The 20,730-nt window shown below is 39.3% G+C and carries 19 protein-coding genes; 9 read left to right on the top strand and 10 right to left on the bottom strand.

All coding sequences use genetic code 11. The features are described 5' to 3' along the window. Positions 1–37 precede the first annotated feature (37 nt). The gene (locus ACZ5QV_RS01040) at positions 38–904 is read right to left on the bottom strand and encodes an RNA-guided endonuclease InsQ/TnpB family protein (RefSeq protein WP_464602136.1); all 867 of its coding nucleotides are present in this window, start codon (positions 902–904) and stop codon (positions 38–40) included. 106 nt (positions 905–1,010) lie between these two features. Here ACZ5QV_RS01040 and ACZ5QV_RS01035 point away from each other — a divergent pair, with 106 nt between their 5' ends. Beyond that, positions 1,011–2,453: an IS1634 family transposase gene (locus ACZ5QV_RS01035; RefSeq protein ID WP_464600828.1), complete on the top strand. Its 1,443-nt coding sequence runs from the start codon at positions 1,011–1,013 to the stop codon at positions 2,451–2,453. Positions 2,454–2,662: 209 nt separating this feature from the next. On the opposite strand, the gene ACZ5QV_RS01030 is transcribed toward ACZ5QV_RS01035, so the two are convergent. Next, on the bottom strand, positions 2,663–3,040 hold the full coding sequence (locus tag ACZ5QV_RS01030) for a hypothetical protein (protein ID WP_464600827.1): 378 nt from the start codon (positions 3,038–3,040) through the stop codon (positions 2,663–2,665). Next, on the bottom strand, positions 3,040–3,630 hold the full coding sequence (locus ACZ5QV_RS01025) for an IS607 family transposase (protein WP_464600826.1): 591 nt from the start codon (positions 3,628–3,630) through the stop codon (positions 3,040–3,042). Before ACZ5QV_RS01025 ends, ACZ5QV_RS01030 begins: the two co-directional genes overlap by 1 nt. A gap of 588 nt (positions 3,631–4,218) precedes the next feature. Here ACZ5QV_RS01025 and ACZ5QV_RS01020 point away from each other — a divergent pair. From ACZ5QV_RS01020 to ACZ5QV_RS01005, 4 genes are all read left to right on the top strand, one after another. Then, entirely contained in the window at positions 4,219–5,883 is a 1,665-nt protein-coding gene (locus tag ACZ5QV_RS01020; protein ID WP_464599431.1) for an IS1634 family transposase, read from the top strand. Positions 5,884–7,297: 1,414 nt separating this feature from the next. After that, positions 7,298–8,248, top strand: coding sequence for a D-aminoacyl-tRNA deacylase (locus ACZ5QV_RS01015; protein ID WP_464600825.1), 951 nt, complete (start codon positions 7,298–7,300; stop codon positions 8,246–8,248). 2 nt (positions 8,249–8,250) lie between these two features. Continuing rightward, positions 8,251–8,613 (top strand): DUF3147 family protein, encoded by a 363-nt coding sequence (locus ACZ5QV_RS01010; protein ID WP_464600824.1) that lies wholly within the window; start codon positions 8,251–8,253, stop codon positions 8,611–8,613. A gap of 44 nt (positions 8,614–8,657) precedes the next feature. Then, positions 8,658–9,050 (top strand): DUF3147 family protein, encoded by a 393-nt coding sequence (locus ACZ5QV_RS01005; RefSeq protein ID WP_464600823.1) that lies wholly within the window; start codon positions 8,658–8,660, stop codon positions 9,048–9,050. A gap of 99 nt (positions 9,051–9,149) precedes the next feature. Here the strand turns inward: ACZ5QV_RS01005 and ACZ5QV_RS01000 are convergent, their stop codons facing one another. After that, positions 9,150–9,335, bottom strand: coding sequence for a hypothetical protein (locus ACZ5QV_RS01000; RefSeq protein WP_464600822.1), 186 nt, complete (start codon positions 9,333–9,335; stop codon positions 9,150–9,152). 224 nt (positions 9,336–9,559) lie between these two features. Here ACZ5QV_RS01000 and ACZ5QV_RS00995 point away from each other — a divergent pair, with 224 nt between their 5' ends. Next, positions 9,560–10,210: a hypothetical protein gene (locus tag ACZ5QV_RS00995; RefSeq protein ID WP_464600821.1), complete on the top strand. Its 651-nt coding sequence runs from the start codon at positions 9,560–9,562 to the stop codon at positions 10,208–10,210. Positions 10,211–10,960: 750 nt separating this feature from the next. Here ACZ5QV_RS00995 and ACZ5QV_RS00990 read toward each other — a convergent pair. After that, entirely contained in the window at positions 10,961–11,881 is a 921-nt protein-coding gene (locus tag ACZ5QV_RS00990) for a GTPase (protein WP_464600820.1), read from the bottom strand. Between the two features lie 325 nt (positions 11,882–12,206). After that, entirely contained in the window at positions 12,207–13,439 is a 1,233-nt protein-coding gene (locus tag ACZ5QV_RS00985) for an RNA-guided endonuclease InsQ/TnpB family protein (protein WP_464600819.1), read from the bottom strand. Positions 13,440–13,899: 460 nt separating this feature from the next. Here ACZ5QV_RS00985 and ACZ5QV_RS00980 point away from each other — a divergent pair, with 460 nt between their 5' ends. Further along, positions 13,900–14,226 carry a hypothetical protein gene (locus ACZ5QV_RS00980; protein ID WP_464600818.1) on the top strand — a complete coding sequence of 109 codons (327 nt, stop codon included), beginning with the start codon at positions 13,900–13,902 and terminating at the stop codon, positions 14,224–14,226. A 103-nt stretch (positions 14,227–14,329) separates the two neighbouring features. Here the strand turns inward: ACZ5QV_RS00980 and eif1A are convergent, their stop codons facing one another. Together eif1A and ACZ5QV_RS00970 are read right to left on the bottom strand one after the other, a co-directional pair. Beyond that, positions 14,330–14,662 (bottom strand): translation initiation factor eIF-1A, encoded by a 333-nt coding sequence (gene eif1A, locus ACZ5QV_RS00975; RefSeq protein WP_464600817.1) that lies wholly within the window; start codon positions 14,660–14,662, stop codon positions 14,330–14,332. Between the two features lie 256 nt (positions 14,663–14,918). Next, entirely contained in the window at positions 14,919–15,107 is a 189-nt protein-coding gene (locus ACZ5QV_RS00970) for a CxxC-x17-CxxC domain-containing protein (RefSeq protein ID WP_464600816.1), read from the bottom strand. 855 nt (positions 15,108–15,962) lie between these two features. On the opposite strand from ACZ5QV_RS00970, the gene iscB reads away from it, so the two are divergent. After that, entirely contained in the window at positions 15,963–16,508 is a 546-nt protein-coding gene (gene iscB, locus ACZ5QV_RS00965) for an RNA-guided endonuclease IscB (RefSeq protein ID WP_464600815.1), read from the top strand. Positions 16,509–16,571: 63 nt separating this feature from the next. On the opposite strand, the gene tnpC (ACZ5QV_RS00960) is transcribed toward iscB, so the two are convergent. Together tnpC (ACZ5QV_RS00960) and tnpC (ACZ5QV_RS00955) are read right to left on the bottom strand one after the other, a co-directional pair. Beyond that, positions 16,572–18,134, bottom strand: coding sequence for an IS66 family transposase (tnpC, locus tag ACZ5QV_RS00960; protein ID WP_464599444.1), 1,563 nt, complete (start codon positions 18,132–18,134; stop codon positions 16,572–16,574). A 79-nt stretch (positions 18,135–18,213) separates the two neighbouring features. Beyond that, positions 18,214–19,707 (bottom strand): IS66 family transposase, encoded by a 1,494-nt coding sequence (gene tnpC / locus ACZ5QV_RS00955; protein WP_464599912.1) that lies wholly within the window; start codon positions 19,705–19,707, stop codon positions 18,214–18,216. Positions 19,708–19,865: 158 nt separating this feature from the next. Here tnpC (ACZ5QV_RS00955) and ACZ5QV_RS00950 point away from each other — a divergent pair, with 158 nt between their 5' ends. After that, complete coding sequence (locus ACZ5QV_RS00950) at positions 19,866–20,420, top strand: HNH endonuclease (RefSeq protein WP_464600814.1); 555 nt, start codon at positions 19,866–19,868, stop codon at positions 20,418–20,420. Positions 20,421–20,730 lie beyond the last annotated feature (310 nt).

Raw genomic sequence — 20,730 nt, 5'->3', positions numbered from 1 at the left:
TAACCAGCATTAATGCTATGAAAAGTTCTAATTAGTATCACAAACAATCATGAATTTGTGATATAAACTGTTCTTTGTATAGGGGGTTAACACTAACAGGGTGAAGCACAACACCCTCTATCCCCTCTGCAAAGGCATTAGGGACTGCTTTTCTAATCATGTTGTATGCTGCATTTACATCAGCATTAAGGAGAACTCCGGCAGCACTCCGGAAAAGTCCTCTTTTTACCCGTTTTCCAATATATTTGTCCCGGTGCTCCATTGGTTCATTATCAAGGAAAGAGCATTTGCTTGTATAGGACTCTTCGATCCTTTCAACTGAAATTCCAACTTCCTCGGCCTTGTACTCGACCATTGAAATAAGAGTACTGTGGGGAATCTGAGCAAACTTCTGGTTATTTTTTTTGCCCATGTTGGATTTTTGTTTCCAGAACGGGTTACTTCCTATGACAATTTTCTCCACTTTCATCTCCTGAGCATAGTCTATTATTGCCCTGCTAAGTTTGTGAAGTGTGTCTTTAATCCTTGAGTTTCGTTTGTGGGTAAGGACTTCTATTTTCTTACCGGTTTTGAGCCCGTGGGACTCATAAATGCTCTGGAGCTTTGCTCTTTCTTTGTTGTAAAACTGGTTTACGGACTTGGCAACTCCGCCCTTAACAATAATTGGAACTTCACCAAAATTGTTTCCAATGGTTACGAGGTTGACAACTCCCAGGTCAATTCCCAGGACTCTTCCAGAATTAATGGGTTCAGGTTCTTCTATTTCGGTTTCAAAAACGATTTCACAGGTGTACCCTACGTGTTTTGGAATGATCCTGACTTCTCTTAAATTTATATCATCAGAAAGTCTTGTCTGGATGGACAATGGAACTACTCTGGGAAACTTGAGTTTTCCGTCTTTAATCCTGACCTGCTGATTGGTACCTTAGTTTGACAGTTCTCACTATTTTCTTACTAATTTTGATAGTTAAATAAAAATAGGTGCTCTTTGTTTTGTATTATTTGGTCAAATGAATAAAAACACAAAACTAAGAGCATTTTCAATAATTCCTAACAAGAATATATGTCTTCCTATTGGAGCAACACTGGCTGTCAAATACTACTTTAAAAAGCTCAATCTTTACGACATTTTTGGCAGGTATAAAAGTAAAGGTCGTGACATCAGTAATTTATCGATCGGATTGCTGAGCTATAAGTTCAATGAGAATTTCAGTATCAAGGAAGCAGGTAAATGGATGAATCAACGTGAAGTTCTTAACATCTTAGACCTTGAGCCTTTCAATGAACGAGTCCTTTACAGAACCCTTGAAACCATTGGAAAAAACAAAGAGGAAATCCTCTGTGATATCCTAAATCGGATATTTTCGACAAATGATTTTGAACACACAGATATAAATCTTGACTGGACGAGTATCGTTCTTCATGGCAAAAAATGTAAACTTGGTAAATATGGGTATAGCAGAGACTATAGACCCGATAAGCTCCAGATAACAGTTGGAGTCAGCGAACTTGCAGACCCTATAAACATACCTATTGGGATTACAATCCGTAAAGGAAATGTTCTTGACTTGCAGCACTTTCCTGATACGTATAACCAGGTGAAAAGTAAGCTTAAAAAAGGTTCTCTGATTGTTTTTGATAAAGGAGCTAATACCAAAGAAAATATTGAGCTTATAGAAGGAGATGAGTTGAAGTATCTAACTGCAATGAAGCTGAACAAAAGCCATGACAAAATTATTGAGGCATTTGATAAGAACGATAGGGATAATGTAGAACTGGTTGATCCTAAAAAAGGTATATATGGAATTAAAATCGTCAAGCCAAGCAGCATTAAGTATTTTTATTTCTCTGAATTATTACAGAAGAGACAGCTGGAGTCTAAAGCAAGAGCTGTTGTGAAGAAACTACAGGAAGCAAAAGAGATTCAGAAAGCAATTGAAAGCAAGAAAGAGCTTCCCAAGAGATTCAGAGTTAACAATGAGTTGATTGAGATCAATTACTCATTTACGACCAAGCTTGATGAGATGAGCGAGGAAGAAGCAATAGAATTCCTGAAAAGTAAACTGATTACTGGGAGAGAAGGATTTTTTTGCCTAAAATCAAACGAGAATTTGACACTTGAGAAAGCATTGAAAACATACCGAAAAAAGGATTCTATTGAGAAAATATTCGACTCGTTGAAAAACACAATTCAGATTAAACCATTGAGAGTGTGGTCAGACAATAGCACTTATGGAGCTCTCATTCTCGGCTTTATTGCTCAATTATTCATATCGTTGATGAGATATGAGTTTGAGGAAATCAAACATAGGTCCACAAAATTCATCAAAAAAAGCCTGTCGAATTTGACACTTACAGTCAATTTCTTGAAAAATGGGGTTAAACGGTATATTTTTGCTAATTTTGACAAGATCAATAGCTTAATTGTAACAAGAATGAGTGAAATTTCATAGAATTTATAATAATTTTCTATATATTGATACGACTTGTCAAACTCATTTTGGCCCAAAATGAAGGGGCGATTCTCTGAGAATTAGTGGATACTATCAAAATTACGAACGCAACTTAAGATTTTAAAAAGGTATTTACATCAGTTGTGACTTCACATTTTTTCGAATTATATTGAACCTCAGCAAGGTGTTTTTTGCAATTTTGCACTGTATTAGTTATTAAAATCTGTCAAACTTAGGTTGGTAAAAACTAACAGGAACTCTCCATCTTTTTCTTTGTAGTAAGGGGGTTTCGGTTTTCCTGTGAAAAGTTCGGGATTCTTTTTGAAAGCTTTCATAGCTTCAAAAAAAGATTTCCAGTTACTGTCAAGCATTTTTAGAGTCTGTTGAGCAGTTTGGGCCGGAAGCTCTTTGTAAGGCTCCGAATCCTTTACGAGTTTATAGAGTTCTCTGTACCTTATCCATTTCTTGTTTTTGAAAAACTCCTGTCTAACTATGTAGCTTGCAAAGTTATACAGGTTTTTGGATTTATGGCACAAATCACCAATTTCATTGGAACGAAATTGTATTTGCTCAACACGTTTAACCATCACTTTGATTCGACCTCTATCTCTAGGCGTTTATCTCTTCTTTTACTGTTATGTTTCATGGAATAGCAATGGAGCATTGAAATAATTTCATCAAATATTTCTTCAGAATCAAGCTTCTTATTGCCTATTTCAGACACCACTATTATTTGAGTGCCAAAACGTGCAAACAGGTGAGAGAACAGTTCAAACCCGACTCTGCTTAACCTGTCTTTATAGGCAATTATCAAAAATTTAACTTCGTGATTCAGGATCTTATCAAGCATCTTGAAAAAATCTTTCCTTTTCTCGAAAGAGATTCCAGATGCAACATCAGAGTACACTTCGTCAATTCGATGGCCTGAATTGAAAGCCCAACTCTTCAGCATTTCTATCTGGTTTTCCAGGTCTTTTTTTTGTTTAGAAGTTGAAACTCGTCCATATATAACGGTTTTCCTCATTACGTTTTTGTTGAATAATTTGTAAACATCGTCCTCATTGTAATCATAGTAACCGTTGTGCAGTTTGATAACTCTTATTTTTCCTTGCTTAACGTAGATGCTTAAAGTATTTCTCGATACTTTCAATAGCTGGAGTACCTCTTTCGCTTTCATAGTATATAATGTGTAATATAATATTGATTTTATTTATAATTAGTGGATACTTTTGAGTACTATACACCACTAAAATACACAGAAAGACACGGAAAAAGTGTTTCCCTGTCTCCCTTTTTTTCTTTTAATATTGGCAGGTCGGTTTTCTACTTTGTTTTTTTTGCTGGGCGTTTTGTCCGGATTTTTAAGCGGAACTGTTTTTAAATAATTATTTAGTTTCCGGCCTTTCATCGGGCTACAAAGAAGGGCGGTCTTTTCCCTTTCAAATCCTGCAAATAACTCGGATGTGTTTATTATTTTGGAAAACTGGATTTTCCCGGCTGGGTTTGGGGGATTGATACAGATTATTCAAAAACCGAGTGAAAAAATTGTAAAAACATGTACTAAAAACCTATTCGGTAGGTTAACATTAAACTCAGCTTTCAAAGAAGAGCTATTTTTGCCTTGATTTGCCACAAAAATCAGTGGCAAGGAAGATCCGTTAAAAAAAATATTTGTAAGGCCTAAGTTCTAAATTACATTTAAAAAGCCTATTGTATCTGTTTTTTGAAGAAATATCTTTATATACGTAGAACCTAAATTTATATCATGGTTTTTTTAAAACAGAAAATAATCAACGGTAAAAAATACTGGTATATTATTAAAACTGGCAGAATTGATGGAAAAGTGAAAACTATATTTCAGATATATTTAGGCAATGCCGAAAAAATATTTGAAATGAAAAAACAGAGTGAATCATTGCCCTACATGAAACTGAAATCTTTTGAGTACGGCAAACTTGCCGCACTTCTTCATGTGAATGAAGAGCTTGGATTCGTTGACATAGTGAACAAGCACACTATGAAAAAATCAATCGATGGTTTAAGTGTCGGAGAGTATCTTTTACTTGATATAGTGGGGAAATCTCATGGAGTTTTAAGTGAAAACGGTATTGGGGAATGGTTCAAAAAATCGGCCTTATCTTTTAAGTGGAAATTCCCTCATAAATTAAATTGTCAGAATTTTTTGAATCATATGAATTACATTGATTCCGACACAATGAAAAATATTGAAGACGATTTGTGCCGAGTTCTCATCGAAAAAGGACTAACCCCTTCAGTACTGTTTGTGGATGAATCAAACTGGTTCACTTATGCTACCAATTATGATGAAAAAAGTGAATTGCTTCATAAAGGGTATAACAAAAAGCATCGTAAAGACAAAAATCAGGTATCTGTAGCGCTGGCTGCTAATGATTACAACTTACCTTTTATTCACGAGACATATCCAGGAAATGTGCATGATTCAGAGGAATTTTCAGGTCTGGTTGACAAAATAGTAAACCGTCTAACCGAATTGAATATTTGTTCGGAAGACCTTGTTCTTGTTTTTGATAAGGGAAACAATTCAAAGGACAACATTGAAAAAGCAACTTCAAAGATGAATTTTGTAGGGGCTGTAAAAGCAAATCAGGCAGATGATCTTCTTGAAGTGCCATTATCTAAATATCAATTTTTATATGAAAGCTCAGAAGGCCACAAAATTTATGGCTATCGGACAAAGCATCAGTTTTACGGGACAGAATTTACAACAGTAATTACTTTCAATGAAGGAACTCACAAACTTCAAAAAAGAACTTGTGAGTCAAATATGTCAAAAATAACTGAGAATCTGGAAGACCTACAGAGGAGACTGGAAAGCAACAGAGGAAAAGCAAGAAACAGGAGCAGTGTAGAAAAAGAGGTTGCAGACATTATTATCAAAAAATACAGAAGTATGGTGAAATATGAAATTACTGATGCTCCTGAAGGTAAGAAAAAACCTCAGTTAAAGTTCTGGATTGACGAAGAGAATAAAAATAAGCGCGAAAATTCATTAGGAAAAAATATACTATTTACAGATAAGCACCGTTGGCACACTAAAAAAATTGTGCAAACATACAACAATAAAGGCGCTATAGAGGATGATTTTAAGCTATTGAATGATCACCTGCTTGTCCCTGTGGGACCGGTGTACCACCACAAAGATGAAAATATCAAAGTTCACGTATTTCTGTCTATAATTGGCTTACTTTTCTACAGATATTTAGCCTGGGAGACAAAGAGATATGGTCTTTCTATGAGAAGACTAATTGAAAATTTGTCCGAAATTAGGCTGGCAGTTATCCAGGATAAAGAATCAAATAAGTGTAATATTATTCTGGAAGAGATGAGTACAAAGCAAGCATCATTATTTTCTTTCTTGAACTTGGGTAATTACCTGCCACCCCAATAAAAACGTCATCAGTAGGATTATTCATTCCTTAGGCCCACACAAACAAAGCCGCTTGATAACGGAAAAACATGCATCTTTGAAAGTAAAGTTAAATCCTCTATTTACCTTTAATTTTTAAAAAAATCAAAATATCTGAATAACATTAGATCAGCTTATTCATTTATACTCATACAGGATTATAAATCCGAATTATATTGGATTATTCTTTACATTTTGATGCGAAAATTCCGAATTTTGCTGATGGCAGTTCTCTGTTTAATGCTTGCTTTGTTTTTGTTGGTGGGAGGTGTTTTGTGTATGAATTCAAACCACGGAACACACGGAACACACCGAAAATATTTTAGTCTGCTTGAGCGAGTGAAACGAGTGAAACAGACCCGTGCTGTTGCACTTGCAGTGCAACTCCCAGTAAATCTTTGATTTACTGCGATCCCGAAGCGGAATTCGGGCATGGAACACACAGAAAAAAAAGGCCGGAAGACGCCATTTACGGTTGCTCTGGTGTTTTGTCCAGAATCGTTTCTGAATCGATTATATAAAGGCCCGAAGTACTCACCGGCCATCAGGCCGGTTTCCGTGTCATTCCGTGCTTTTCCGTGGTTATAAGTCCTCTTGATAGTGATTTTGCATCAAGAACTTCAAAATTCCAAATTTTAAAGCTGGGTGAGTATATTACTTTGGGAGCGCGGAGGGCCACGAATACTCCGTCCTTCAGGTCGGAGATGAAGTGAACCCTCGCAGGTTTTGTTGTGCTCCTCCAGAGAAAACCGAAAGCAGAGTTTCAATCGCATAGATTGAAGTAATCTTAGTGCCCGCAATGAAATAACTTATGCAATTTAGCATTCATTGTGATTTCGATTGGCTACCTTGATCTTGAAAATCAATACATCCAATAGAAATTATGCATAGGTTATTCAGTGACGGGTCCTTAGCAATTGAAATTCGATGATTTTGGAGTATCCGGGAAACCGCGTGGGCGGCCCATCAGCATACCACGTCCTTTACAGTTTGTCCGACAATTATTGTCAGTAATATCTAAATTCCTTTTTTTTCGATTTAAAGGCTTTATATGCCTTATTTTTTACATATTTTTGCCTTGAAATTGAATTGTCGGACAGCTTCTTTAGGGCGGGATGGCCGCACACAATTTTATATTCTTCTAAATTTCTTTTTGGAAAGGGCCGTCAGGCAAACTGGCAGAGGCTTCCTATCCCTTATAATACAAAACGGTTTTTTAGGTCAAAATAAGGCATTCTGTATAGCGGTAAACGGAAGTCTGTCCTGGGAGGCAAAAATCAAAGTTAATTTTTTGATTCAAGCCAGAATTTCGGGGTTGGCTTTATCTAGTGTAAAGAAATGTATAAAAGATTGGTTCATAAAAATCAGGATTAAAAAGACCCGGATTGATTTAAAAATGACAGGAAAGAGCAATCCAGAAGAAGATAAAAAAGAAAGCTCTGGAAAATCTGGAAACCAGATAGAAAGTTCAGAAAACACCCCCAAAATCACCATCATCTGTTCTGCCCCTGACCTCGCCAGCCAGAACATAAAAAAACACCTTCTCATCCTCAGGGAATGGAAGCCCCTTACACTCTCAGAAAACTCAGGCTTTTCAGCAGCCTGTGAATCCGCGGACGGGAAATTCAGGCTTGTAGAAATTGAGGAAATCCATGTTTTCCAGGACGGGCTTGATAAAAAACTGGAAGCTGCAGGGCTTCCCGCCGAACTGATTATCTTTGCCTCCAAGCACAAAAGCAAGGAGGAAGTAAAGTCCCTGACCGTGCACTGCACAGGAAACTCCTCGGACGAAGCCAGGCTCGGGGGTCGCCCAAGAGAGCTTGCGGTAGCTGCTCCCGCAGCCGTGAAATCAATTCTCATGGCCATGAAAAAACTGGCCACGGAAAAGGATCTAGACTACGAAATAACCCTTGAGGTTACCCACCACGGACCAACCGAACTAACCGTTCCTTCCCTCTATGCCGAAATTGGGAGCACCGAGGGCCAGTGGGAAGAACCGGTTCCCGGAGAGGTTGTTGCAAAAGCCATCCTGGCCGTTACTCTGGAAAAAGTCCCCACTGCAGTAGGTTTCGGAGGTGGGCACTACGCAATGCGCCAGACCGGCATGGTGCTCGAAACCGAAATCTCATTTGGGCACAACTTCCCGAAGTACCAGCTCGAATTCGTGGACGAGGCCTTGGTCAGGCAGGCCGTCGAGAAATCGGACGCTGATTTTATCTATTTCGATCGCAAATCCATGAAAAGCGCTGATCGGAAAAGGATTGCTGAAATTATAGAAAAGCTGAGCCTTCCAATACTGAAAGAGTCCGAAATCCGGGAAAAATATTCAGTGGGTGTGACCGAATAACCATGGTATCTATTGGCCTTTTTCCCCTGGCCTTTCGTTTTTTGCTCGGGGGAACTGCGGTTGCAGCTTCTACCCTGGCCGCAAAAGCCTTCGGAGGCCGAATTGGGGGAGTTTTTGCAGCCTTTCCGGCCGTTTACCTCGCAGCCATCCTGAGCCTCGGTCTCGACTATGAGGGTAGAGAACTGCTGTTCCTCTCGGAACAGGTCTCACAGGGGGCCCTTGTGGGAATGGTGGCCGACATCGGTTGTGCCCTTGTAGCTTCGTCTTTGATCCTGAAATACGGCTGGAAGGCAGGCCTTTTTAGGGCTCTCCTGGTCTGGGCAGTCCTGGCTCCGACAATCTATTTCGCCTGGTTTGGTTTCTGAAATTTTGAAATTTCTGAATTTTGTTGGAGAAAAAGGTGGTATTAATGGAAATTGATCTGCGGGATTTGTCTCTCCGCTTTGTCCTGGGAGGAGTGGCGGTTGCTTCCTGTTTTATTTTTCTACAAATTCTTCCCTGGAAGACCTTTGCGGGAATTTTCGCGGCCTTTCCGGCCGTAATGATCGCGGCCGTGGTCATGGCCGGACACTTTGGAAACTCTGAAATGGCGGCGGAAGTTGCTTTTGGGGCCACTGCCGGGATGATGGGCTGCACAGTTTGTGTATTTACGGCCATTTTTTGTATGCAGCAGCTGGACAGCTGGGGTTTGTCTCTTGCCCTCGCACTTGGAGCCTGGTTCGTAAGCTCCTTTGTATTTGTCAGGCTGATGCAGCGTTTTCTGGCAGGAAGAAGGTCCGGAAAGTCCGGGGCCGGGAATTAAAAATTTTGAAAATAAGCTGGAAAGTCCGGAAGGGGCGTTTCCTGAAATCTGAAAAAGGACGATCAGGGCTCCGGAAAACAGGTTATTCAAAACAGGAATTTAATCTACTGCCTCAGTTTTCTCTTCTGCAGGCACCTTTGCGGATGTCTGCCTGTAAATTCTGGAATACTGGGCAGGAAGGCCTTTGTTTACAACGTTGTATTTGAAATAGATGACTCCGGAACTTCCACTGAAGTGGAAAAAACCGTTTTCGCTGGAATAGTCGTATTTGAAGGGGCTTGCCATGTGAATAATTAGTGGCAGTCCCTGTTAAATAATTTATCCATTAAAACCTTTTTATATTTTTGTTTTCCCGACATGCAGAACAATTATATATAGAATATAATATCTTTTGACTCCGGTATATTTGGGGTCAATTCTTTTGAATAATAATATTTGACCTGTACGGCAACAGTAACCTTTTATGTTTATTCTACGGCACTTGGCCATTCACCTTTGAGGTTTATATCATGATTGAAATCACATTACATGGCGCATACAACATCTATTATTCAATCCAGGGCATGAGAAACCCGAAAAATTCCTGGCCCCTTATGGACAGCAGTGAACCCGAAGAAGCCGGGAACTGCATCCTCGGGGAAAAGGACTTAAGACTCGCTCAGATGTTAACCCTGGCAGGCACGGAACATTCCAAGTTCCTGCGTTTCATCCCGGTCTGCTTTGACATCAATGCTCCATTTTACTGGTGGAAGGAGTTTGACACCTATAAGTTCGCGGAAAAGAACTCCTGCTCGACCATGCACAAGCTGACCAGCCGTCCTCTTACTCCCGAAGACTTCTCCTTCGACAACATGACCGAATACCGGAAGGGCCAGCTCAAACACATCAACACCCTTATCGAGGCCTACAACGCCCGGGAAGGGGACAGTGAAGCAGACCACACTTCCCGGATGGCCCTTTTCCGGGAATTGATCCAGGACCTGCCGAGTGCTTTTAACCAGAAGCGTACGGTCATCACAAACTATGCCGAACTCCGGAACATCTACTTCCAGCGCCGGCACCACAAGCTTGAAGAGTGGCGAAAATTCTGCCAGTGGATGCGGGACGAACTCCCGTATTGCGAGGAGCTGATCTGCCTGGAAAAAGAGGGGCAGGTCTGAGAGTTTTCCTATCCTCAGCAATCAATTATACATGGATTGAATGACCATATCTCGAACTATTCCAGAAAACCGGGCCAGGCGATTCAAAAAGCTTTTTGCCAAGACCGGCCAAATATATTTTTTTTGTTTTTTAAAATTGCCGGCCCTTCGTCCCCACCGCCGGTTTTGATATGTTCACTTCTCCATTTCGGCCAGGACTTCACTTTTACGAATCAAAGCCAATTACAGGCAATCGTTCATAATTTCAAAAGAGAGTAGACGGCGCTCTCACCGGTCGCATCAGCGAGCGGCCTTTTCGTGATGACACAAAGAAAAAGATAGAATTCACAGAAACCCTGCGTTGTATGCAGAAATCTATTTTCCTCTCAAAAAACAGCGGCGTAAAAGTATGCATATATTTCGCATCATACTCGAAAAGTCCGGTCGCCTTCGTTGGCCGTTGAGGGACCGTTTTTTTCAGAACCACAACAACCAGCTTTGTCCCACTAAAACTAAAAGATCCGGCTCCCAAAACCGGGCCATGCGGCGCCAAAAGCCTTTCATCAAAACCGGCCAAATATATTGTTTCTGTTTTTCGAGGTTTCCGGCCCTTCAACACCGCAGGCCGGTTTTAAAAAATAACGAATAAGCAGAAACTCTGCCACCACTACAAAAATCTCCATTTCATCTCAAAAAATGGTGGCGAAAAAGTATGTATCCATTTCTCAACCTTCTCGAAAAAGGCCTTTCTGTCGGGCGTTGACGGCCCGGTTAATCTAATCCATGAAGATCATAAGGTCCGGGCCCGTAGACCAGGAGTTTTCCCTGCTGCCAATCGTTGATTATCCGAACAGCCGTTCGGTTTTCGTCCACTTCTTCCTTCTGTTGTATGAAGTTGCACTGCAAACCAATGATTTCGAGCATGTCATAGAAGGGAGTTCCGTCCTCAATTTTTACTTTATAAAAGGCTTCGAGGGCCGATTTATTTTCCACGCAAATTTTTTCAATAATTTTCAGAGCCACCCCGATATGGTCCTTCAGGTGCGTCGCGTCCTTTACCCCAAGGAGGCCCTGGAGGTACTCATCGTGTTCCTTAAAGGGAATGACTCCGGGTGTGTCCAGGAATCTGATGTGAGAGCCTGCGTCTACGATCTGCACTCCTCTCGTGTGGCCGGAAATTGCCGAGGTCCCTGCTTTGTTTTTTCCAGCCACGCCGTTTATCACAGTGGACTTGCCGGTGTTCGGGTAGCCGAGGGAGCCTATCAGGATATCCCGGCCTTTTATTTTGGCAACTTCCAGGATTTTGTGCCTGAGCATCGTTGTCCCGAACCTGCTCTTGCCGGACACGAAAACCGTGGGGGCGATTTTTGAAAAGCGGTTTTTTGTCTTTTCAAGGATTTCCTTTGGGACAAGGTCGCATTTGTTGAGCACTATTATGAAAGGCTTACCAGAACGAATAATGTGCCTTTCGACCTCACTGTTCCGGGTCTCGTCCGGAAAACGGGCGTCTACCACTTCAAGGAGGATGTCTGCTTGTTTTATAACGTTTTTTACAAGGAGCTTATAGCTTGTCATGGGGGGTGCTATGGTATGCGAGGATATAAGTTTGTCCCGGCTGCGTTGTACTACCCGAGTTCCGCTTCCCGAGTTCCGCTTCGGGAGCACGGGGTCCGTTTCGCTCGCTTCGCTCACTCAAGCGGACTGAAAACCCAATTATTAATTTTTTTTTATTTTTTGGAGGTTCTGGTCAGCTTCATTAAGGATGATGACAGGCCATCTTTTTTCAAAAAATGATCTTAAAAAATTAACTAACCAGTCACCAAACAAAAGAAGGAGTTGAAAAATCAAGCCCATTAGCCCTGGATATAGGACTTTGTCTGCTGGAAATAGGGAGTTAAATACCTGAGACAAAATGGCACAAGCAACAGTATAATTGGCACATTACCCATGAACCATCCCTCAAATATCACAAAACATTTAGACTGGGTAGCCATGCTATGAAAAGTCCTAATTAGTATCACAAACTATTATGAATTTGTGATATAAACTGTTCTTTGTATAGTGGATTAACACTAACAGGGTGAAGCACAACACCCTCTATCCCCTCTGCAAAGGCATTAGGGATTGCTTTTCTAATCATATTATATGCTGCATTGACATCAGCGTTAAGAAGAACTCCCGTGGCACTTCGGAAAAGCCCTCTTTTGACCCGTTTTCCGAGATATTCTTCATGGTGTTCCATTAGCTCATTATCAAGGAAAGAGCATTTGCTTGTATAGGACTCTTCGATCCGTTCAACCGAAATTCCAACCTCTCCAGCCTTGTATTCGACCATTGAAATAAGGGTACTGTGAGGGATTTGAGCAAAATTCTGGTTATTTTTCTTACCCATGTTGACTTTCTGTTTCCAGAAAGGGTTGCTTCCGATAATAATTTTCTCCACGTTCATTTCCAGAGAATAGTTGATTATTGCCCTGCTCAGTTTGTGGAGTACGTCTTTAATCCTTGAGTTTCTTTTATGGGTCAGTACTTCTACACTCTTTCCTGTTTTGATTCCATGCTTCTCATAAGTGCTCTGGAGCTTTGCTTTCTGCTTGTTGTAAAACTGGTTTACTGACTTGGCAACCCCGCCCTTAACAATAATTGGATTTTCTCCAAAATTGTTTCCAATGGTTACGAGGTTGACAACTCCAAGATCAATTCCCAGGACTCGACCGGAATTGAGAGGTATGGGGTCTTCGATTTCCTTTTCAAAAACAATTTCACAGGTGTATCCTGCGTGTTTTGGAATGATCCTGACTTCTTTCAAATTAGTATCATCAGGAAGTCTTGTCTGAATGGATAACGGAACTACTTTGGGAAACTTGAGCACCCCGTCTTTGATACTGACCTGCTGATTTGTAAAAATTAACAGGTATTCCCCGTTTTTTTCCAGATACTTTGGAGGGTTCGGTTTGCCTGTGAAATGTTCAGGATTCTTTTTGTAAGATTTTAAAGCTTCGAAAAAAGATTTCCAGTTACGGTCAAGTACTTTTAGAGTCTGTTGAGCAGATTTAGCAGGAAGTTCTTTGTAAGGCTCAGAGGACTTCACAAGCCCATAAAGTTTATTGTACCTGATCCATTTTCCTTTATTGAAGAACTCCTGTCTGATAATATAATCAGAGAAATTGTACAGGTTTTTGGACTTATGGCACAAATCCCCTATTTCCCTGGAATGAAACTGGATTTGCTCAACACGTTTAATTATCAATTTGGCTCGACCTCGATTTCTAACCTTTTTTCTTTTCTTTTGCTATAATGTTTCACAGAATAATAATGAAGCATTGAAATTATTTCTTCAAATATTTCTGATGCTTAATGTATTTCTTGATACCTTTAGCAGATTGAGCACTTTTTTTGCATTTATGGTGGATATTATATAATATGATCTGGATACTTATTATATCTATTGGGTGCTTTTACGTACTATACCGTTTAAGACCATCATTGAGGAATCACAAACTCTCTGGCCCTTTTCCTTGAAAAAAGCGCCGACTTTTTCGCCACCCTCCTCTCCGAAAACCCGGGCCTCAGCCTCACAATTTTCTATGAAAACGACTCTGAAAACTTCGGGCAGGCCCTCTCTCTAAAAACTTTTTTTACCATAACAGCCGGAGACTTCTTCTCCTTTCACAACTCCGGCTGGCCGAAAGGCCGGGTCTGGAGAACAAATGTCCTCCAGAATCCAGAGCCTCACAACAGTAGAGGTCGTAACAAAACAGAGCTGCTATCTTATTGACTTTTTCTTTGTCATCTCGCCGGCGGGCTGTCTTGACACGGCCGGACAGATGAAAGAAAAGCCTGACCCTTCCGAAAAGACCGGGGCCGCAGAAGACCACAGGCTGGTGACAGTTCGGGAACTGGGGGAGTGGATTGAAGAGGCTAAAAAAAGAGGCGTTTCGGACGAAACTTTTACGGATGATCTGATGTACATAAACTCCGAGTACAGGGAATTGCTGGATATGTTTTCGGAGTTTGTGAGCTGTGTTTTTCGATGATATGTTTTTGGCCCATCGGACCCTTCAGGAAAAAGATGAATAATCAAGGATTTCTATCCCGAAGCTCGTGTCAAGTGCAATCGGGTAGTGAAATCAGACTGGTTTAGAATTTCAGATAGCCTTTTCTTTCAAGCCATTCGACCTGGGGCCTTGTGTATTTCCAGGATACTTCGGCTTTGGAGTCCTGAACTTCCCAGGGGCTGGCTATTACAACATCTCCTTCGCGGATCCATATTCTTCTTTTTTTGGAGCCAGGAATACGGCCCATGCGGACAACCCCATCCATGCATTGCAGACTGACTCTTTTCGAACCAAGTAAACCTGTGACCATTGCCAGGACTTCATTTTTTTCCCTGCGGGGGGTGCGCACCCTTGTTACTTCCTGGGGACCCCCTGTGTAGGCTGTTTTACTGGAGCCTAATCGTCTCTTTCTCATATTACTTCGATAGTTTGCCATATTATAATACCTCGTTTATTAGTATTTGATTTTTACAGGATCAATATTCTTATTTTATCTCCGGGGACTGTCGGAGGAGTGATGATCTATAATACTAATTATATCCACCATTATATATAATTAATGTATTTAAGATCTGCACACAGCAACAGAAACGGAGTGAAAAAATAAAAAAAATAAAAAAAAGTGAAAAATTATTTATATTTAATTGAAAACTCAGTTATAAAAATAACAGTTAATATCTGTTGTTTTCTCTGGGTTTCCTGTGGTTTGGAAGGCAGTCTCTACAGTAGACAGGTCTTTCAGGATCGGGTTTGAAAGGCACTTCAGTTTGAGCACCACAATCAGAACAGGTTGCAGTGTGCATTTCTCTAGGAGCTCCGAAATTATCGTTTCTTCTAAAATTTCCGTCGTTAAAAGCCATTTTTGTTTCACCTCCGCTTCAGCGGATAGTCATTAATTTAAAAACAAGATTGTATAGGGCTCTTTGATAAAAACAAAAATTAGTTTTTAACAACAGATTGTTATACGTCTCTTTATTTTTAATGCTTCTAATTGACATTCAAATCATATAAAGCTATCTATAATAGGAAGGAGAAGGCCCTCACAATATGGGTTTAATTGACGTTATAATTAATTATCTAAACTCCGTAAATATTACCCCATTTCTTCCTTAATTATATATAACAATATTTTTATATAAAATATATAATATATATCTCTTATAATTAATTATATCTCCGCTAGATGCCGATTTCAATTAAACTTATCATATATTTTTCCGCTCTAAACTTGTGCATATTGAGCTTCTCAAATTAGCTCCGAAAATCGGTATTCTAATTTGATGAGCATTTTCAAATAAAGATCAATCCGTTCAAAATATTAGTTCTTGCCAAAAAAAAGCATTACTCTTCAGTCAATAACCCCTCCCTGCCTCCTCACGGAGTCATGTTAAACCGTAGGTTTAACAGGAGTTTCTAATCTTCGATTAGAAACATCGAGGAAGGGGCTTGCTTGTAAAAGCGAGTCCCTAATTGACCAGAATAACTGACTAGGAGTTTAATATAGTTAGTAGCCGATAGGAAAGAATATTATAGTTACCCTGGAATGCCGTCTCAGTTCCAGGCTCTAAGGGTGTAAGTTAAACAGTTCTGAGAGGTAGGAACAGTGCTTGCATCATACAAAACCTTTCAATATCAGATCGAGAGGAAGACGAATTCCGAACCTGACTCTACAAGTTCAGATACGCATAACCCGATTTAATTGGGAGTAATTACAAATGTTTGTATATGTACTGAACAAGAACGGAAAGCCGCTCATGCCAACAAATCCCGCAAAAGCCAGGATTTTGTTAAAAACTAACAGGGCAAAAGTGATGAAAACCACTCCGTTCACAATCAAATTGCTTTACGATAGTAAAGAATATACTCAACCAATTATTGCAGGAATGAACACGGGATCAAAACATGTCGATTGTGCTGCAGTTTCCAATAATCAGGTAGTGTACCAGTCTGAAATCGAAATCAGAGATGACATCTCTAAAAAGATGAAAACTCGATCCAGTTATAGACGTACACGAAGAAGTAGAAAAACAAGATATCGACCAGCAAGATTCAACAACCGTCATAACTCCAAAAAATCTGGTAGAATAGCTCCGTCAATCCGCAGCAAGATTGAATCTCATCTGAGAGAGAAAGATTTTGTTGAGTCCATCCTACCGATAACAAAATGGATAGTCGAGCTTGCGTCATTTGATATTCACAAAATGTATCTATTCAGGGTAAGGGTGGCACATTTTCAATCGCCGCATGAAGTGAACTTATAGTAGGTATATTATTCTTTATTAGTGTAGATATGTATCCCCTAATTCTAAAGAAAACGTATCTATTCAGGGTAAGGGTGGCACATTTTCAATCGCCGCATGAAGTGAACTTATAGTAGGTATATTATTCTTTATTAGTGTAGATATGTATCCCCTAATTCTAAAGAAAACATCTGCTCCATGGGGTTTCCTAAAATCTCCCGATATTTTTTGCTGAACTGTTATCATTCTGAGATCTCTTTCTGCTTGGTTGTTACTGAAAGGAACTCTTAGATCCGTAGCAAACCTCAAGATTTCTTTTTCATACTTTGAAAGTCTATCAAGGAGATTTTTTGCATCGCTCTGCGCTTTTCTTCCTCTTTTAACCCCATTGTCTTTCGAGATTTCAGGTGGAGGATTGTCCTCAAATCCTTTCATTAGTATTGACTGATACTTTTCTTTAAAGGTCTTGAGCGTATCTTCATCTATTTGTATGCCCTGTTTTCTGGCAAAGTCTGCGCATTTTTTAATTTCATATAGGAGATCAGACATCTCCTCAGCCCACACTTGCTTGAATATGTTATAAATGTCTTTAAGTTCTCTTTGAATGTGGACATTACATGCCGCATGTTCACATTTGTATTTAAAATAGGGTTTCCAGAAATCGTGGACTATAATTCCTCTATATTTAGGCAACACTCCCATTTTATTCATTGCTTTTGATCCTCGACTCCTATTATGGAAATAGTATGTATATTTTTTTGTAGAGATTAAATGGCAGTATTCCCCTTGACCACCAACGTCGATTCCAGTTTCATCACCATGGATGACATTTTCTTTTATCAGTTGCTTCTTGATGTGGTTTGTAGCACCTTTCAACTTGTGAAATAACTTATTTTCTGCCCTAATTATTGTACCAACGCTTATATCAAATCCAAAGGCATCTTTAAATAATTTCTTGATTCGGTCATAGGGAATCAATTGGTAGTTTCGGAGGTAAATTGCAATTGTTAAAACCATATTGCCATATTGGACAGGTTTTGTAATTGATTTCGGAAAAGCAGCTTTGTTTTTGCGGTTACAATAAGGACATTTTTTGATCTCAGCACGATGTTCGGTCACTTTACGCCTTACAATTATTTCAAATTCTTGTCTCTTCTCGTAATTTATAACTTCAATCTTCTCAATGTTACAACCACAATGTTCACATTTATGTAGCTTATAAATGATTGTTTTATCAGGATTTTTAATCATCCTTAATGTAGAACCAGGATGCCCTTTTTGGCCGCCAGGACGTCTAAAACTTCCTTTTTGTGAACCTTTTGATTGAGGTATTTTATCAGTAGAATTGTTAGTAGAGGGAAGTCGATTTCTTTTTTGGTTTTGGTTATTCTTTTTTAGGCGAGATTCTAACTCATTAAGTCTTTCTCGAAGTTCGGTGTTTTCGGATTCAAGATTTTCATATCGAGATTCAAGCTCTTCGTGTCGAGATCCAAGATCTTCATACCGAGATTCAAGCTCTTCGTGTCGAGATCCAAGATCTTCATACCGAGATCCAAGATCTTCATACCGAGACTCAAGATCCTCAATATATGAAACAATGGATTCAGGGTCTGAACGGCATTGAGTAAGAATCTCTTCACATTTCATAAACCTCATTCCAAAATCCGATGATTTTTATATTAATCTATATGAAAAAAGTAATTGTTGAGTTTATACGAAATATAAGTTAGAAACAGAGGTAGCTGAATAGATACAAGAAAACATCTGCTCCATGGGGTTTCCTAAAATCTCCCGATATTTTTTGCTGAACTGTTATCATTCTGAGATCTCTTTCTGCTTGGTTGTTACTGAAAGGAACTCTTAGATCCGTAGCAAACCTCAAGATTTCTTTTTCATACTTTGAAAGTCTATCAAGGAGATTTTTTGCATCGCTCTGCGCTTTTCTTCCTCTTTTAACCCCATTGTCTTTCGAGATTTCAGGTGGAGGATTGTCCTCAAATCCTTTCATTAGTATTGACTGATACTTTTCTTTAAAGGTCTTGAGCGTATCTTCATCTATTTGTATGCCCTGTTTTCTGGCAAAGTCTGCGCATTTTTTAATTTCATATAGGAGATCAGACATCTCCTCAGCCCACACTTGCTTGAATATGTTATAAATGTCTTTAAGTTCTCTTTGAATGTGGACATTACATGCCGCATGTTCACATTTGTATTTAAAATAGGGTTTCCAGAAATCGTGGACTATAATTCCTCTATATTTAGGCAACAATCCCATTTTATTCATTGCTTTTGATCCTCGACTCCTATTATGGAAATAGTATGTATATTTTTTTGTAGAGATTAAATGGCAGTATTCCCCTTGACCACCAACGTCGATTCCAGTTTCATCACCATGGATGACATTTTCTTTTATCAGTTGCTTCTTGATGTGGTTTGTAGCACCTTTCAACTTGTGAAATAACTTATTTTCTGCCCTAATTATTGTACCAACGCTTATATCAAATCCAAAGGCATCTTTAAATAATTTCTTGATTCGGTCATAGGGAATCAATTGGTAGTTTCGGAGGTAAATTGCAATTGTTAAAACCATATTGCCATATTGGACAGGTTTTGTAATTGATTTCGGAAAAGCAGCTTTGTTTTTGCGGTTACAATAAGGACATTTTTTGATCTCAGCACGATGTTCGGTCACTTTACGCCTTACAATTATTTCAAATTCTTGTCTCTTCTCGTAATTTATAACTTCAATCTTCTCAATGTTACAACCACAATGTTCACATTTATGTAGCTTATAAATGATTGTTTTATCAGGATTTTTAATCATCCTTAATGTAGAACCAGGATGCCCTTTTTGGCCGCCAGGACGTCTAAAACTTCCTTTTTGTGAACCTTTTGATTGAGGTATTTTATCAGTAGAATTGTTAGTAGAGGGAAGTCGATTTCTTTTTTGGTTTTGGTTATTCTTTTTTAGGCGAGATTCTAACTCATTAAGTCTTTCTCGAAGTTCGGTGTTTTCGGATTCAAGATTTTCATATCGAGATTCAAGCTCTTCGTGTCGAGATCCAAGATCTTCATACCGAGATTCAAGCTCTTCGTGTCGAGATCCAAGATCTTCATACCGAGATCCAAGATCTTCATACCGAGACTCAAGATCCTCAATATATGAAACAATGGATTCAGGGTCTGAACGGCATTGAGTAAGAATCTCTTCACATTTCATAAACCTCATTCCAAAATCCGATGATTTTTATATTAATCTATATGAAAAAAGTAATTGTTGAGTTTATACGAAATATAAGTTAGAAACAGAGGTAGCTGAATAGATACCACAAAATAACAAATCCTAATGTCTCGGGAACTGGATCTCAAAACGGTCCTATGAAAAACCTGTATAACGCAAAAGCATACGTCCTGAGTAGAGACGGATATACGTGTCAGCATTGTAAAGGCAAATCAAAAGACCGTAAACTGGATTGTCATCATATTCTATTCAAATCAAATCATGGTACAGATACTCCCGATAATCTTATCACATTGTGTCGTACCTGTCATGATGAATTACATGCAGGCAAATTTGAAATTACAGGATCTCCCTCCAAAACAAAACATGCAACTGAAATTGGGATTATTAAATCTCAACTTAAAAAGTCATCCTGGGAATTCGACGAAACGTTTGGTTACGAGTCGAAATTCAAGCGAGAACAAATACTAAAACTACCGAAAACTCACTATAATGATGCAGTTGCGAGATATGCTGCACCGACAATCAACATGTTCGACTGGATGATACAGTATATTTCAAGAGACATGTTAGTGCGGGAGATTATCAGCAAACCAAAGGCAAGCGATCCGAAAAATCAATACCAACTGGTAAAATATTCGGAATTAGAAAATTCGACAAGATACGAACTAAAAAAGGAGAAGGATTCGTAAGGGGTCGAATGTCCAAAGGATACGGAGTATTGTGTGACATCAAATGGAACACGACGATTACAAGTGTCACCATTAAAAAGAACTGTGTCCGACTAACTGCAAGATCGACAACATTTATTCAAATAATTAAAATTTAAACCAATTTGTCGCATTCATCTCCCACCTGCCCGCCTACGGCGGTCGTGTTAAACCGCAGGTTTAACAGGAGTTTCTAATCTTCGATTAGAAACATCGAGGAAGGAGTCTTCTGCGACACGAGATTAATTATCGTCTCAGAGTTATGAATCCCTCTGCATAAACCAAAAAATTC

The organism is Methanosarcina baltica (assembly GCF_055394095.1).
This window is presented reverse-complemented; position numbering and strand designations above follow the sequence as displayed.